The following is a 13,799-nucleotide window of genomic DNA, read 5'->3' as shown; positions in this document are numbered from 1 at the left end:
CGCGGGGCAAAGGTACCATTATGCTGTGTCGAGTTTCGTAGGGACATCTCAACTTCATGGTGTGATTTTCACAACCTCGAACATTTTCCCGCTTTTCGCCAATTCATCCATGCCCTTACGCCGCGGCACGGAGCCGTCGCCGACCGTGGCCGGCCGCCCCCGGCAGCCCGTCACCTGGCCGTTCCTATGTGGCATGCAGCGGCACGGCTCACGCCATCCGGCCGCGTTCCGCGGGCCTGCCGCCCGCCCGTCAGAGCGGACGCTCAGACCTCGCCGGAACCGATCGGACGCAGCCGCGTGATCCGGCTCGGGCTGCTCTCGGCCAGGAACAGGTCGCCTCCGGGCGTGCCGAAAATGCCATGTGCGCCGTTGAGCATGGGCCGCGCCCGGCCGATCCTGACCCCATCGGCGCCGATCAGGTGCAGGCTCGGCCCCTGGTCGGTGATGAAGGCCCGCCCCTCTGGATCGCCCCAGATCGCCACCGGCCGGTAGAAGCCGGTCCAGACGTCCAGCACCGCACCGTCGCGATCGAAAACCTGCACCCGGTCGCGGGTGCGGTCGATCACCACGACCCGGCCGTCGGCAAAGGTCCAGATGCCGTGCGGCTCGCCGAATTCGCCAGGTGCGAAGCCCAGTTCGCCCCAGGTCGCGATCAGCGCGCCATCGGCCGAAAAGCGGTGCACGTGGGATGCGGCATAGCCGTCGGCGACATAGATCTCGCCCCAGGGCGAGACCGAGACGTCGGTCGGATGGTTGAACGGGGCAAGCGGCACGCCCCGCGCGCCGAGCTGCCCGAGGCGCTCGCCTTGCGGCGAGAACCAGATGACCTCGTGCATGTCGCGATCGACCACGATCACCCGCCCTTCGGCATCGACGGTCAGCATGTGCCCGTCGGCGATCGTGTCGCCGCCCCAGCCGCCGAGATGGCGCCCCTCCGCATCGAGCTCGATCACGCGAGGATCGTCCGGCTGGGTCTGGCTGTCATGGCGCAGCAGCACGAAGACATGGCCGCGGCCATCCACGGCGACGTCGCTGACGAAACCGGCATTGGCCGGCCAGGCACCGAACGGACGCTCGACGCGATAGCGGGTCTCGCCCAGGGCGACGATCAGTTCGTGCGTGCTCACGAGCGGCGATCCTTTCTCGAACCGCGGCCAAAGGCAGTTTGACCGGCGGCGGGTTCTGCCGCTAGCACGCCTTGCGGGCGCCGTCATGCCTCCACACCGGCGAGGCTCCATGCATCGCAACCATCGATGCAGGGCAGATGCTCTCGCCGCCGGCTGCGCCCTGCCCCGCCGCTTTGGTATGATTTGCGCGAAATGCCGAGGGAGCATCGTCCCGATGTCCGCACCGTCCCTGCCCGTCACCGACGAACCCTGGCCATCCATCATGGCGCTCGCCGAGGCCGTGCGTGCCGGCCGCACGACCGCCGCCGCGGAAACCGAGCGGGCGATCGCACGGATCGCCGCGCTCAATCCTCGCCTCAATGCAGTGATCGCCTTTGATCCGGAGGATGCCAGGGCGCGGGCGGCAAGCGTCGACCGGCGCGTGGCGAGCGGCGAGAACCTGCCGCTGGCCGGCGTGCCGGTCACCATCAAGGACAATATCTGGGTCAAGGGCCGGCCGATCACCCAGGGCTCGCATCTGTTCAAGGATTTCGTCGCGCCCGAGAGCGCAGTCGCGGTCGAGCGTCTGGAGGCCGCCGGCGCGGTCATTCTCGGCATCACCAACACGCCGGAATTCGCCGCCAAGGGCCAGACCACCAATCGGCTCTACGGCGCGACGCGCCACCCGCTGGACCCGACACTGACGCCGGGCGGCTCGTCGGGCGGCGCGGTCGTATCGGTTGCGAGCGGCATGGTCCCCCTCGCCCTCGGCACCGATGCCGGCGGCTCGAGCCGCCGCCCGCCGGCCCATACCGGCCTCGTCGGCTTCAAGCCCTCGTTCGGTGCCATTCCCTATGGACCGGGCTTCGCCGAGCCGTTCTTCGGCATTTCCTGCAACTGCCCGATCACCCGCACGGTCGCCGAGGCGGCGCTGGCCTTCGACGTGATGGCGGGCCCCGATCCGCGCGACCCGCATTCGGCCTTCGTCGCGCCCGGCGAAAGTCTCGACTTCGGCGCCCTGACGCTCGCCTATTCGCCGAAATGGGGCCTCGACGTGCCGATGGAGCCGGAGATCGCCGCGCTGACCGACCGGGCGGTCGAGGCGCTGCGCGCAGCCGGCCTGACCATCCTGGACAAGGATCCGGACTGGCCGGACGGCATTGCCGAAGCCGGCCTCGGTCCGATCCAGCAGGCCGGCCTCGCCGCTCTCTACGGCGCGCGCTGGCAGGACGATCCTGACCAGATCGATGCCGATCTCGGCATCCAGATCAAGGCCGGCTTCGAACAGTCGAGCCCGGATGTCGGGCGGGCACTGCTGCTGTCGGAGGAAGTGGCGGTCGCCGCCGCCCGGTTCTTCCGGGATCATGCGATCGATGCGGCGATCGGCCCGACCACGCCCTGTCCGGCCTGGCCGATCGAGAAGCTCGGGCCCGAGACGATCGCCGGCGTGCCGGTCGGTCCGCGCGGCCATGCCGTGTTCACGCCGCTGTTCAACCACGCCCGGCAGCCGGCGATCTCCGTGCCCTGCGGCGTCACCGCGGCCGGGCTGCCGATCGGCCTGCAGATCGTCGCGCCGCGGCTGGCCGACCGCAAGCTGCTCGCCATCGCGGCGGCGATCGAGGCGATCCTCGACTGATCCGGGCCGGTCGTCAGACCGGCCCGCCGCGCCGCTCGCGATAGTCGCGCTCCATGCGCGCCGCGCCGGCGCGCACTTCGGCGAGGAAGGCCTGCGCAAGCCGCGACAGCGGCCGGCTCTTCGACCAGCCGACCGAGGCGACCGCCCGCGTCACCGGCTCGTAGGGCAGCACCACGAGGTCGCCGCCGGCGCCATAACGCGGCGAAAAGGGATCGACCACCGCCGCGCCGACGCCGCTTTCGGCCAGCACGCACGCCGTGTTGCAGTAGCGCACCTCGACCGTGTGCCGGAACGGCTGGCCGGCAAGACGGAAGCTGTTGCGCACCGCCTCGCCGAGGCGCGTGCCGCGCTCGAGCGCGATGAAGGGATGGTCGGCCAGATCCGCCGGGGTCACCACGGTGCGCCCGGCCAGGGGATGGCCCGGCTTGACGACGCAGACCATGTCGCCGGTGAAGACCGCCTCGCAATGCAGCCCCGGCCGCTCCTCGAGGCCGATCGCGAAGCCGAGCTCGACCAGATTGCTTTCGACGCTGTCGACCACGCCCTCGTAGCGCCGCACGTCGAAATAGACCTGCACCTGCGGCCGCTGGTCGAGGAACTGCCTGAGAGCGGTCGGAATGACGCCGTAGCCGATCGGCGGCGTCGCGACGATCCTGAGATGCCCGGCCTTGCTCTCCTTGAGGTCGCGAAGCTTGTTCTCCAGGAGCGTGTGCATCGTGAAGATGGCCTCGGCCTCGTCATGCAGCATCTGCGCTTCGCGGGTCGGGAACAGCCTGTTGTTGATCCGCTCGAACAGTGGAAAGCCGCTCTGCGCCTCCATCGCCTTGATGGCATTGCTGACCGCCGGCTGCGACAGGCCGAGCTGGTTCGCCGCGGCCACGGTCGTGCGGTGGCGGATGATGGCTCTGAGAATTTCCAGCTGACGGAGGGTCATGGCGCGACGCTTTATCACTCCGATGAATAGACAAGGCCAAAATATCATAGTCGAAACTATTGTTGCACCCTCGGCGCGGTGCCACAGTTCCGGCGGGCGGGCTGATCGCCGACGCCTCGGCCGGCGGCCCGCCACGATCGAAACAGTCCAGCAGAAGGCCAAGACCATGCCGCGCAGTCTTCGTGTCGCCGGCGCGCAAATGGGACCGACCCAGCGCAACGACAGCCGGGCGGCAACGCTCGATCGCCTCATCGCCCTGCTGGAACAGGGCGCGGCGCAGGGCGCGGGCCTCGTGGTCTTTCCCGAACTGGCCTTCACCACCTTCTTCCCGCGCTGGCTGATCGAACAGGACGCGCTCGACGTCTATTTCGAGCCGGCCATGCCGAACCCGGCAGTCCAGCCCCTGTTCGACCGCGCCCGCGCGCTCCAGGTCGGCTTCTATGTCGGCTATGCCGAGAAGACGCCCGAAGGGCGCCATTTCAACAGCGCCGTGCTGGTCGGCCCCGACGGCGCGATCCTGTCGAAATACCGCAAGGTGCATCTGCCCGGTTCGGTCGAGCCGCGCGCCGGGGAAAAGTACCAGCAGCTCGAGAAGCGCTATTTCGAATATGGCGATCTCGGCTTTCCGGCGGTCCGCGGCCCGAAGAGCTGGGGCGGGCCGATCACCGGCATGCTGATCTGCAACGACCGGCGCTGGCCGGAAGCCTGGCGCGTGCTCGGCCTGCAGGGCGTCGAACTCGTCTGCGTCGGCTACAATTCGGCGGCCTACGATCCGAATGGCGGGGATCGCGAGGATGCGGCGCTGCGCACCTTCCATGCCAAGCTCGCCGTCCAGTCCAATGCCTACATGAACGCCACCTGGGCCGTCGCCGTCGCCAAGGCGGGCGAGGAGGACGGCGCCGGGCTGATCGGTGGTTCCTGCATCGTCGACCCCAACGGGCGGATCGTCGCCGAGGCGGCCACGCTCGCCGACGAGGTCATCGTCGCCGATTGCGACTTCGACCTGTGCCAGCAGGGCAAGTCCAAGATGTTCAATTTCGAGGCTCACCGGCGGCCGCAATGGTACGGTCCGATCACCGCCCAGACCGGCGTGGTCGAACCCGCCGGCTGACGGCCGAGCCGGTGGCCGGTCCGATGCGATAGCGGACGCGGAGTGCATTCAGACACCAGGACCAGGACACCGACGACAAGAAGGCGGCGCCAGACCGCCTCGTCCAGATCAAGGGGATCAGACGGCATGAACAAGCCGATTTTTGCGAGGCCGCGGACCGCTGCGGCAGCCGGAGGGCGCCGATGACGCTCGCCACCACCCAGGGCCTGCCGGCGGCCTCCGGCGATCCCTTTCCGGACATTGCCGGCCTGAGGATCGTCAGGCGCACCCATTGGGGCCGCTGGCTGGCGGCGAGCGCGATCATCGCCGTTCTCGCCTGGATCGGCGCCGCCTTTGCCCAGGGCCAGATCGAATGGGCCTATGTCGGCCGGTTCCTGACCGTGCCCTCGATCCTTGCCGGCGTCGTCAACACGCTGACCATGTCGCTGCTCGCCATGGCCCTCGGCATCGTGCTCGGCGTCGTCTTCGCCATCATGCGCATGTCGCCCAATCCGGTGCTGCGCTCGGTCTCGGTCGGCTATGCCTGGTTCTTCCGCGGCACGCCGGTCATCCTGCAGCTTCTGCTCTGGTTCAACCTGGCGCTGATCTTCCCGACCCTCGGCATTCCCGGCCTGTTCAGCGTGCGCACGGTCGAGGTGATGACGCCATTCGTCGCCGCCCTGCTCGGCCTCGGCATCAACCAGGGCGCCTATACGTCTGAAGTGGTGCGCGCCGGCCTCATCTCGGTGGATCAGGGCCAGTACGAGGCGGCGCAGTCGATCGGCATGACCCGTCTGCAGTCGCTGAAGCGGATCATCATCCCCCAGGCCATGCGCGTCGTCATTCCGCCGCTCGGCAACGAGTTCATCGGCATGATCAAGCTGACCTCGCTCGCCAGCGTGATCCAGTATTCCGAGGTCCTGCACAATGCCCAGAACATCTATTACGCCAATTCGCGGGTCATCGAGCTGCTGATCGTCGCCGCGATCTGGTACCTCGCCATCGTCTCGGTGCTCACGCCGCTGCAAATGCTGCTGGAGCGCTATTTCGCCCGCGGCGCCGCGCGCGGACGCTGAGCCATGACGGTGCCATCCATGACGACGCCGCTCGTTTCGATCCGCAAGGTCTCCAAACATTTCGGCGCGTTCCAGGCGCTCAACGGCGTCTCGCTCGACGTCGTGCAGGGCGAGGTGCTGTGCATCATCGGGGCGTCCGGCTCGGGCAAGACGACGCTCCTGCGCTGCATCAACCAGCTCGTCGAGATCGATGCCGGCGCGATCTGGGTCGATGGCGAGCTCGTCGGCTACAGGCGCGTCGACGACAGGTTGTACCCGCTGACCGAGGCGGAGATCGCCCGCCAGCGGCTGAAGACCGGCATGGTGTTCCAGCGCTTCAACCTGTTCCCGCACATGACCGCGCTCGAAAACATCATCGAGGGGCCGGTGCAGGTGCTCGGGCGCGACAAGGCCGAGGCGGTGCGCGAGGCGCGCGCATTGCTCGAACGGGTCGGCCTCGCCGCCAAGGCCGACGCCTTCCCCGCCAGTCTCTCCGGCGGCCAGCAGCAGCGCGTCGCCATCGCCCGGGCGCTCGCCATGCAGCCGAAGCTGATGCTGTTCGACGAGCCGACATCGGCGCTCGACCCGGAGCTGGTCGGCGAGGTGCTCGCGGTCATGCAGGAGCTTGCGCGGAGCGGCATGACCATGATCGTGGTGACCCACGAGCTCGGTTTCGCCCGCGAGGTCGCCGACCGCGTCGTGTTCATGGATCACGGCGCCATCGTCGAGCAGGGGCCGGCCGAGGCCGTGCTGGGCTCGCCACGCGAGGAGCGCACGCGCGCCTTCCTGTCGGCGGTGCTCGCCTGAACCGCTGGCGGCCGACAATCCGGAACAAGACCGAACAGGTCATCAACAGGGGAACGAAGACCATGAAGATCCTGGCCCGACTGGCCGTCACGGCAGGCCTTGCGGCGGCGCTTGCAGGCCCGGCCGCCGCGGCCGAGCTGCCGGCCGCCATCACCGCGCGCGGCACGCTCATCGCGGCGATCGTGCCGAACTACCCGCCGCTCGACCTGAAGGACCCGGCGACCAACGAGCTGACCGGTTTCGATGTCGAGCTCGGCGCCGCCATCGCGGCGAAGCTCGGCCTGCGCATCCAATGGCAGGAGACGAGCTTCGAGCAGATGGTCTCGGCGGTCGGCACCGGCCGAGTCGACGTGGTGATCTCCGGGATGAGCGACCTGCCGAGCCGGCGCGGCACGGTGAGCTTCGTCGACTATCTGCGCTCGGGGCCGCAATTCTTCGTCCGCGCGGCGCGGGCCGCCGAATTCCCGGACATGGCCTCGCTCTGCGGCAAGACGGTAGGCGCCAGCCGGCGCACCTCCTACCCGAGGGAAATCGCACGCTGGAGCGAAGAGACCTGTACGGCCGCCGGCCGGCCGCCGGTCAATTTCGTCGGCACCGAAGGCTCGGCTGACGCCCGCACGCAGCTCCGTCAGGGCCGGATCGATGCGGCCATGCAGGGCAACGAAACCCTGCCCTACATCATGGGTCTCGAACCCAATACCTATCACCCCGTCGGCCAGCCGATCGCCACCCAGCTGATGGGCGTTGCGGTCGCCAAGGACGCGACCGGCCTGCAGCAGGCGATCGCCGAGGCGCTGACCGCGCTGATGGCCGACGGGACCTATCGGCGGCTGCTCGACAAGTGGAAACTGTCGGCCAATGCGATTGAAAGGGTGACGATCAATGCCGGGGAATGACAAATGGGACGTGATCCCGACGCGGCCAGCCAATCTCGCGCCGCCGGCGCCCGAATTTCCCTGGCCGAACGGCCATCGCGCCGCGCTGTTCCTCTCCTTCGACGTCGATGCCGAGAGCGCCTGGACCTCGAAGGACCCGGCCCATGCCGATCGGCTCGTGACCATGTCCTTCGGCGGCTACGAAGCGCGCGTCGGCACGCCGAAGCTGCTTGAACTTCTCGACCAGCTCGGCCTGAAGGCGACCTTCTTCATCACCGGCTGGGCGGTCGATGCGCATCCGGCCATGGCCGAGGCGATCCTGAAGGCCGGCCACGAGATCGGCCATCACGGCTACCATCATCTGCTGCCCGATCCCGGCGATCCCTATATTCAGGACGAGCTCGAGCGCGGCTTCGAGACGCTCAAGCGCCGGCTGGGCGTCGTGCCGGTCGGCTACCGCGCGCCCTTCGGCGAAAGCTGCGACGAACTGCGCGTCAGCCTCAAGCAGCGCGGCATTCTCTATTCCTCATCCTGGCGCGACGATGTCAGACCCTATCGGCAGGTGCTGCCGGATGGTTCGCCGGGGGTCATCGAACTGCCGCCCACCTCCAGCTACGACGACTGGATGCATGGTCTCAGCGCGCGCTTCTCGCCGCGCTCGATCTTTCCCAAGGAGCACGTCCTGTCGATGTGGAAGGACGAGCTGGACGAGGTGCGCGACTGGGGCGCCATGGTCACCACGGTGCTGCATCCGCAGGTCAGCGGCCGGCCGATGCGCTTCCGGCTGCTGCGCGACTTCCTGACCTATGCCCAGGCCCACGGCGACGTCTGGATCACGACCGGCGCCGAGATCGCCGCCCATTACGCGGCCTGCGAGGCGGCGGCGAAGGCCGCTTAGTGCCAACGGCCCAGGGCGCTGACGCGCCAGGCCGTTGAAGGCCTCGCAAATTGCTGAACGAGAGCAGCAATTTACGAGAAGGAACCAACCGATATCGCAGATGTCGGTTGGTATCGGCCCTTTGCGACGAAGACGGCCGGAGCCGCCCCTTGGGGCAGGCGGCTCCGGCCTCTCTCGCGATGAGACGCAATCAGGCGGACTTCAGCTGCGCCTCGGCGAACTCGTAATTGGCCAGCTTGTCCAGGAAGTTGCTGACATAGTCGGGCCGCCGGTTGCGGAAATCGATGTAGTAGCTGTGTTCCCAGACATCGAGGCCGAGCAGCGCCTTGCCCTCGCCCGTGGCGAGCGGGTTGGACCCGTTGGCGGTCTTCGTCACCTTCAGCTTGCCGTCGGAGCCGAGCACCAGCCAGGCCCAGCCCGAGCCGAACTGGCCGACCGCCTGCGCCTTGAACGCCTCCTTGAAGGCATCGACGCTGCCGAAATCGCCGACGATCTTGGCTTCCAGCGCGCCCGGAAGGCGCCCGCCCTTCGGCGACAAGGCCTGCCAGAACAGGATATGGTTCCAGTGCTGGCCGGCATTGTTGAAGACCGGCGCGAGATCCGCCTTGCCGTTGCTCAGCAGCACGATCTCGTCCAGCGACTTGCCCTTCAGCGCATCGTTCTTCTCAACGAAGCCGTTGAGCGCCGTGACATAGGCCTGATGGTGCTTGCCGTGATGGAATTCCAGGGTTTCGGCGCTCATTCCGGCGCCGGCGAGCGCGTCGGCGGCATAGGGCAAGGCGGGAAGTTCAAAGGCCATGGTGGGCTCCTCTTCGGTTCCGCCCGCATCGCCGGGCGCGATGCCGGGCCGGCTTGGCTCCGCCTCCTCGACCGGAAGGCGACCATTTTTCCAAGTCATTACTTTTTAAATTCACCCGAGCAGGGCTGTCAAGTTAACGCAGGGCGCGGGCCCTGGGACGCGCTGATCACCAAAAAGTCAGGGCCCGGCCGTCCGGCGACGACCAGGCCCTGATTGGATGAATGAACAAGGGGCGGGCCCCCTGTCCGCGTCCACGCGCCGACCGGCCTATGCCACCATGATATCGGTCTGACTGAAATCGTTGCCCTTGAATAGGAGCGGCTCGCCCATGGCTCTCGCCAGAGCATAAGAAAAGCAATCCCCGTAGTTCAGGCCGGCCTTATGCCGCCCCTTGCCAAAATCGAGGAAGGCCTGCCGCGCCAATTCGCCATGTTCGACCGTTACGGGCTCGATCACGATGCCGGCACGGCGCAAGAAGGCTTCCGCCTGTCGCATTCCTCCGGCGCCGAGCTGGCTTTCGATCACGATCGACATCTCGACATAACTCGCGACGCTGATGCGACAAGCATCGGCATCGTGGATCATCTGCACGAAAGCTTCAGCCTCCGGCTCACGGTAGAGGATCGCGATCATCGCCGAAGTATCGATGATCATTTCGGCAAGCCATCCTCATCATAGAGGAGCTCGGCATGATCGATATATGCTTGCTTCACATGCAGCGCCGCACGATCGGCGATAGCCAGCAACTCCTGCACGCTGGCCTTGCTATTGTGATGCTCGAGCCTGGCATATCGCTCACGCAGGGCTTCGGTGACCACACGCGTCATGCTCTCGCCCGTCGCACGGGATATGGCCCGCGCCAAACGGTGGGCTTCGGGATCCTTGATATTGAGGCTCACGAAGACCGCCTTTCTACCAGAGTAACAAAAGTTCTACCACTCTACCCCTAACGCCGCGTGATGCCAAGGAGATCCGTGCTCGCGCGGGATTGGGGATCCCGGGAGGCGAGCCCTGCCCGCCTCCCGCATCGGCTCGCAACCTCAGCGCACCTGCGCCTGCATCATCCGCCGGCCGGGCGGCGTCAGCTGGATGGCCCCGCGCGGGCGCTGCGGCAGGTCGACGCCGGCCGTGCCGGTCAGCCGGTTGTCGCCTGCGGGGGCCAGCGTCACCCGCACCGACTGGCCGTTGACGACAAGGATCGCAACGCCCTGGAAGCCGGAGGACGCCACCGTCTTGTCGTCGTGGTCGCTGAGGTAGATGTCGAGCGTCCTGCCCTTGGCGACCACCTCGACATGGTAGGTATCGGCCATTTCATAGACCGTGCCGCCGTTGCGGCCGGGATGCGGGTCGTGGGCGAAAGCCGGCGCGGCCATCAGCATCAGCGCCAAGACCGGGGTCAGAAAACGTTTCATGCAAGGAGCCTCCTTCGGGCGTCTGACGGCATGAGGACTTGGGGATTTCAGAACGTCTCGGCCCGGGCGCCCTGCGGCACGGCGGTTTCGTCCGAGGACGTGGCGAGCGCCTTCAGCCGCTCCAGCGGCTTGCGCCCGAACATGAGGAACAGCACCGGCGTCACGATGGTGTCGAGCAGCGTCGCCGTGACCAGGCCGCCGAAAATCGTCACCGCCACCGGGTGCAGGATCTCCTTGCCCGGCGCATGCGGGTCGAGCATCAGCGGCACCAGGGCGACGCCGGCCGAGAGCGCGGTCATCAGCACCGGCGTCAGCCGCTCCAGGCTGCCGCGCACCACCAGATCCCGCCCGAAGGCCAGGCCTTCGTGCAGCGCCAGATTGACCGTGTGGCTGATCTTGAGGATGCCGTTGCGGGTGGCGATGCCGGTCAGCGTGATGAAGCCGACCATGGAGGCGACCGACAGCGGCTGGCCGGCGATCCACAGCGCCGCGACCGAGCCGATCAGCGCCAGCGGGATCGAGCCCATGATGATCAGCGCCAGCACGGTCGAGCGATAGCGCGAATAGAGGATCGCGAAGATCATGCCGAGCGAGAGCAGCGACAGCAGGCCGATGGTCCGGCTCGCCTCCTCCTGGGCCTGGAACGTGCCTTCGAGGCTGGCGAAGAAGCCCGGCGGCAGGCGCGTCGCGTCGATCTCCTTGCGGATCTCGGCGATCAGTCGCGCCATGTCGGCGATGCCGTCGGAATTGGCCAGCACGACGACGCGGCGCTTGCCGTTCTCGCGCAGGATCTGGTTCGGCCCGTCGGTTTCGGTGACGCTGGCGACCTGGCGCACCGGCACCCAGCCGACCGGCGTCTCGATCAGCAGGTCACCGAGGCCCTGCGTCGTGCGCGACTGGTCGGCGAGGCGCACCACCAGGTCGAACCGGCGGATGCCGTCGACGATGCGCGACACGACGCGGCCATTCGACAGCCGCTCGAGCTGTTCGGTCACCGCCGAGGGCTGGATGCCGTAGAGCGCCGCCCGCTGGTGGTCGACGACGATCTCGAGCTGGGGAATGCGCACCTGCTTCTCGACCTGCAGGTCGGCGAGCCCCGGAATGCGCGCGAGCTTCACGCGGAACTCCTCGGCGATCGCGCGCAGCGTGTCGAGGTCCTCGCCGAAGATCTTGAGCGCGATCTGCGCCCTCACCCCCGACAGCATGTGGTCGAGCCGGTGCGAGATCGGCTGGCCGACATTGGTGGTCACCGGCAGCACGGCGAGGCGCTGGCGGATGTCGGCGACGATCTCCGGCTTCGGTCGGCCGCCGGGCTTCAGCGCCACTTCGAGGTCAGACACGTGCACGCCCTCGGCATGCTCGTCGAGCTCGGCGCGGCCGGTGCGCCGGCCGACCGTGCGCACCTCCGGCACGTCGAGCAGCAACCGCTCGGCCACCAGTCCCACGCGGCTGCTTTCGGCGAGCGAAATGCCCGGATTGAACTGCATGGTGATGGTGAAGGTGCCCTCGTTGAACGGCGGCAGGAAGGCGCGCGGCAGCTGGATGGCGGCGAAGCCTGCCACGGTGACCGCCAGCACGACGGTCGCGATGAGACGGCGCGGCCGGTCGAAAAACCACAGGAGGACCCGCCGGTTGATCCCTTTGAGGAACCGGATCAGGCCGCTCTCCTTGTGGTCGAGGCGCTTCAGGCCCGGCAGCAGCCAGTAGGCCAGCACCGGCGTGAGCGTGATCGAGACGACGAGGCTCGCCAGGATCGACACGATGTAGGCGACGCCGAGCGGCGCGAACAGCCGCCCCTCGATGCCGGACAGCGCGAACAGCGGCACGAAGACGAGCACGATGATGGCGGTGGCGTAGACGATGCCCGAGCGCACCTCGTTCGAGGCCGCGACCACCACCTGGAACACCGACCGGGGATTGCCCTGTTCGCGATTTTCCCGCAGGCGCCGGAAGATGTTCTCGACGTCGACGACGGCATCGTCGACCAGCTCGCCGATGGCGATCGCCAGCCCGCCGAGCGTCATCGTGTTGATCGACAGTCCGGCGAAATGGAAGATGATGGCCGTCGCCAGCAGCGATACCGGGATCGCGGTGAGCGAGATGAAGGTCGTCCTGACATTGAGCAGGAAGGCGAACAGGACGATGGCCACGACGATGATCGCCTCGCCCAGCACCTTCTTCAGGTTGGCGATCGAGGTCTCGACGAAATCGGCCTGGCGGAACATGATCTGGTCCGCCTCGACGTCGCGCGGCAGGTTGGCGCCGATGTCCTTCAGCGCCGCCTCGATCTCCCGGGTCAGCCGGATCGTGTCGACGCCGGGCTGCTTCTCGATCGACAGCGCCACCGCCGGCCGGCCCATGAAGCCGACATCGCCGCGCCGCTGGCGTGCCCCGAACGACACGTCCGCGATCTGGTGCAGGTAGACCGGCCGGCTCCCGACGGTCGCGACCACCACCTGGCGCAGGTCGTCGAGGCTGGTGGTGCGGCCGATGTTGCGGATCAGGAACTCGCGGGCATGCTGGTCGGTGAAGCCGCCGCCGCTGTTGACGCCGAACTGGGCGAGCGCGGTTTCGAGCTGGGTCTGCGTGACGCCGAGCGCGCGCATGGCGGACGGGTTCGGCGCGACACGATACTGGCGCACCTCGCCGCCCATCGGGATCACCTGGGCGACGCCGGGGATGGTCAGGAGGCGCGGCCGCATCACCCAGTCGGCGATCTCGCGCAGCTCCATCGGGCCGGTGGTCTCGGCGGTCAGGCCGACCAGCAGCACCTGGCCCATGATCGAATTGATCGGGCCCATCTGCGGCCGCACGGCCGGCGGCAGCTGGTCGCGCACCAGCGCCAGGCGTTCGTTGACGAGCTGACGGTTGCGGTAGATGTCGGTGTTCCAGTCGAATTCGACATAGATGATCGACAGGCCGACGCCGGAGACCGACCGCACGCGCGAGACGCCCGGCAGGCCGTTCATCTGGGTTTCGATCGGGAACGAGACGAGCTGCTCGACCTCGGGCGGGGCAAGCCCTTCCGCCTCGGTCATGATGGTGACCGTCGGCCGGTTGAGGTCGGGCAGCACGTCGACCGGCAGGCGCGCGGCCGTCAGCCCGCCGAACAGGATGACGACGGCGGCGAAGACCAGCACGAACAGCCGGTTCTTCAGCGACTGGGTGACGAGAAAGGTGAACATGC

At 67.7% G+C, this 13,799-nt stretch carries 13 protein-coding genes; 6 read left to right on the top strand and 7 right to left on the bottom strand.

Features of this window, described 5'->3' with window-relative positions:
- Positions 1 to 263: 263 nt before the first annotated feature.
- Positions 264 to 1,127, bottom strand: a complete 864-nt coding sequence (locus OZ671_RS04760) for a peptidase (RefSeq protein ID WP_038312831.1) — start codon at positions 1,125 to 1,127, stop codon at positions 264 to 266.
- 214 nt (positions 1,128 to 1,341) lie between these two features.
- On the opposite strand from OZ671_RS04760, the gene OZ671_RS04755 reads away from it, so the two are divergent.
- The gene (locus OZ671_RS04755) at positions 1,342 to 2,742 is read left to right on the top strand and encodes an amidase (RefSeq protein WP_268859660.1); all 1,401 of its coding nucleotides are present in this window, start codon (positions 1,342 to 1,344) and stop codon (positions 2,740 to 2,742) included.
- A gap of 13 nt (positions 2,743 to 2,755) precedes the next feature.
- On the opposite strand, the gene OZ671_RS04750 is transcribed toward OZ671_RS04755, so the two are convergent.
- Positions 2,756 to 3,676: a LysR family transcriptional regulator gene (locus tag OZ671_RS04750; RefSeq protein ID WP_268859659.1), complete on the bottom strand. Its 921-nt coding sequence runs from the start codon at positions 3,674 to 3,676 to the stop codon at positions 2,756 to 2,758.
- Positions 3,677 to 3,842: 166 nt separating this feature from the next.
- Here OZ671_RS04750 and OZ671_RS04745 point away from each other — a divergent pair, with 166 nt between their 5' ends.
- The 5 genes from OZ671_RS04745 to OZ671_RS04725 all read left to right on the top strand — a co-directional run bounded on the left by OZ671_RS04745 (position 3,843) and on the right by OZ671_RS04725 (position 8,401).
- Positions 3,843 to 4,787 carry an N-carbamoyl-D-amino-acid hydrolase gene (locus OZ671_RS04745; RefSeq protein ID WP_268859658.1) on the top strand — a complete coding sequence of 315 codons (945 nt, stop codon included), beginning with the start codon at positions 3,843 to 3,845 and terminating at the stop codon, positions 4,785 to 4,787.
- A 182-nt stretch (positions 4,788 to 4,969) separates the two neighbouring features.
- A complete protein-coding gene (locus OZ671_RS04740; RefSeq protein ID WP_268859657.1) occupies positions 4,970 to 5,842 on the top strand; it encodes an amino acid ABC transporter permease in 873 nt (290 codons plus the stop codon).
- An 18-nt stretch (positions 5,843 to 5,860) separates the two neighbouring features.
- A complete protein-coding gene (locus OZ671_RS04735) occupies positions 5,861 to 6,628 on the top strand; it encodes an amino acid ABC transporter ATP-binding protein (RefSeq protein WP_268859704.1) in 768 nt (255 codons plus the stop codon).
- 62 nt (positions 6,629 to 6,690) lie between these two features.
- Positions 6,691 to 7,524 carry an ABC transporter substrate-binding protein gene (locus tag OZ671_RS04730; RefSeq protein ID WP_268859656.1) on the top strand — a complete coding sequence of 278 codons (834 nt, stop codon included), beginning with the start codon at positions 6,691 to 6,693 and terminating at the stop codon, positions 7,522 to 7,524.
- The gene (locus tag OZ671_RS04725; protein WP_268859655.1) at positions 7,511 to 8,401 is read left to right on the top strand and encodes a polysaccharide deacetylase family protein; all 891 of its coding nucleotides are present in this window, start codon (positions 7,511 to 7,513) and stop codon (positions 8,399 to 8,401) included. The genes OZ671_RS04730 and OZ671_RS04725 overlap by 14 nt, the downstream gene beginning before the upstream one ends.
- A gap of 190 nt (positions 8,402 to 8,591) precedes the next feature.
- Here OZ671_RS04725 and OZ671_RS04720 read toward each other — a convergent pair whose 3' ends face one another.
- The 5 genes from OZ671_RS04720 to OZ671_RS04700 all read right to left on the bottom strand — a co-directional run bounded on the left by OZ671_RS04720 (position 8,592) and on the right by OZ671_RS04700 (position 13,797).
- Positions 8,592 to 9,200, bottom strand: a complete 609-nt coding sequence (locus OZ671_RS04720) for a superoxide dismutase (RefSeq protein ID WP_268859654.1) — start codon at positions 9,198 to 9,200, stop codon at positions 8,592 to 8,594.
- 267 nt (positions 9,201 to 9,467) lie between these two features.
- A complete protein-coding gene (locus OZ671_RS04715; protein ID WP_038312813.1) occupies positions 9,468 to 9,854 on the bottom strand; it encodes a type II toxin-antitoxin system VapC family toxin in 387 nt (128 codons plus the stop codon).
- On the bottom strand, positions 9,851 to 10,099 hold the full coding sequence (locus OZ671_RS04710) for a type II toxin-antitoxin system VapB family antitoxin (protein WP_038312810.1): 249 nt from the start codon (positions 10,097 to 10,099) through the stop codon (positions 9,851 to 9,853). Before OZ671_RS04710 ends, OZ671_RS04715 begins: the two co-directional genes overlap by 4 nt.
- Before the next feature lie 141 nt (positions 10,100 to 10,240).
- A complete protein-coding gene (locus OZ671_RS04705; protein WP_038312807.1) occupies positions 10,241 to 10,612 on the bottom strand; it encodes a hypothetical protein in 372 nt (123 codons plus the stop codon).
- 47 nt (positions 10,613 to 10,659) lie between these two features.
- On the bottom strand, positions 10,660 to 13,797 hold the full coding sequence (locus OZ671_RS04700) for an efflux RND transporter permease subunit (protein WP_268859653.1): 3,138 nt from the start codon (positions 13,795 to 13,797) through the stop codon (positions 10,660 to 10,662).
- Between the last annotated feature and the right edge of the window lie 2 nt (positions 13,798 to 13,799).

Source organism: Phreatobacter sp. AB_2022a (assembly GCF_026847585.1).
Lineage (GTDB): Bacteria > Pseudomonadota > Alphaproteobacteria > Rhizobiales > Phreatobacteraceae > Phreatobacter.
Note: the sequence above shows the minus strand (reverse complement) of the source record. Positions and strands in the feature narration are given on the sequence as shown.

Excerpts from the sequence above, each read along its gene's own strand:
- OZ671_RS04740 (WP_268859657.1), top strand. The coding sequence starts at position 4,970 with ATGACGCTCGCCACCACCCAGGGCCTGCCGGCGGCCTCCGGCGATCCC.
- OZ671_RS04715 (WP_038312813.1), bottom strand. The coding sequence starts at position 9,854 with ATGATCATCGATACTTCGGCGATGATCGCGATCCTCTACCGTGAGCCG.
- OZ671_RS04720 (WP_268859654.1), bottom strand. The coding sequence starts at position 9,200 with ATGGCCTTTGAACTTCCCGCCTTGCCCTATGCCGCCGACGCGCTCGCC.
- OZ671_RS04700 (WP_268859653.1), bottom strand. The coding sequence starts at position 13,797 with ATGTTCACCTTTCTCGTCACCCAGTCGCTGAAGAACCGGCTGTTCGTG.
- OZ671_RS04730 (WP_268859656.1), top strand. The coding sequence starts at position 6,691 with ATGAAGATCCTGGCCCGACTGGCCGTCACGGCAGGCCTTGCGGCGGCG.
- OZ671_RS04705 (WP_038312807.1), bottom strand. The coding sequence starts at position 10,612 with ATGAAACGTTTTCTGACCCCGGTCTTGGCGCTGATGCTGATGGCCGCG.
- OZ671_RS04745 (WP_268859658.1), top strand. The coding sequence starts at position 3,843 with ATGCCGCGCAGTCTTCGTGTCGCCGGCGCGCAAATGGGACCGACCCAG.
- OZ671_RS04725 (WP_268859655.1), top strand. The coding sequence starts at position 7,511 with ATGCCGGGGAATGACAAATGGGACGTGATCCCGACGCGGCCAGCCAAT.
- OZ671_RS04755 (WP_268859660.1), top strand. The coding sequence starts at position 1,342 with ATGTCCGCACCGTCCCTGCCCGTCACCGACGAACCCTGGCCATCCATC.
- OZ671_RS04735 (WP_268859704.1), top strand. The coding sequence starts at position 5,861 with ATGACGACGCCGCTCGTTTCGATCCGCAAGGTCTCCAAACATTTCGGC.
- OZ671_RS04750 (WP_268859659.1), bottom strand. The coding sequence starts at position 3,676 with ATGACCCTCCGTCAGCTGGAAATTCTCAGAGCCATCATCCGCCACCGC.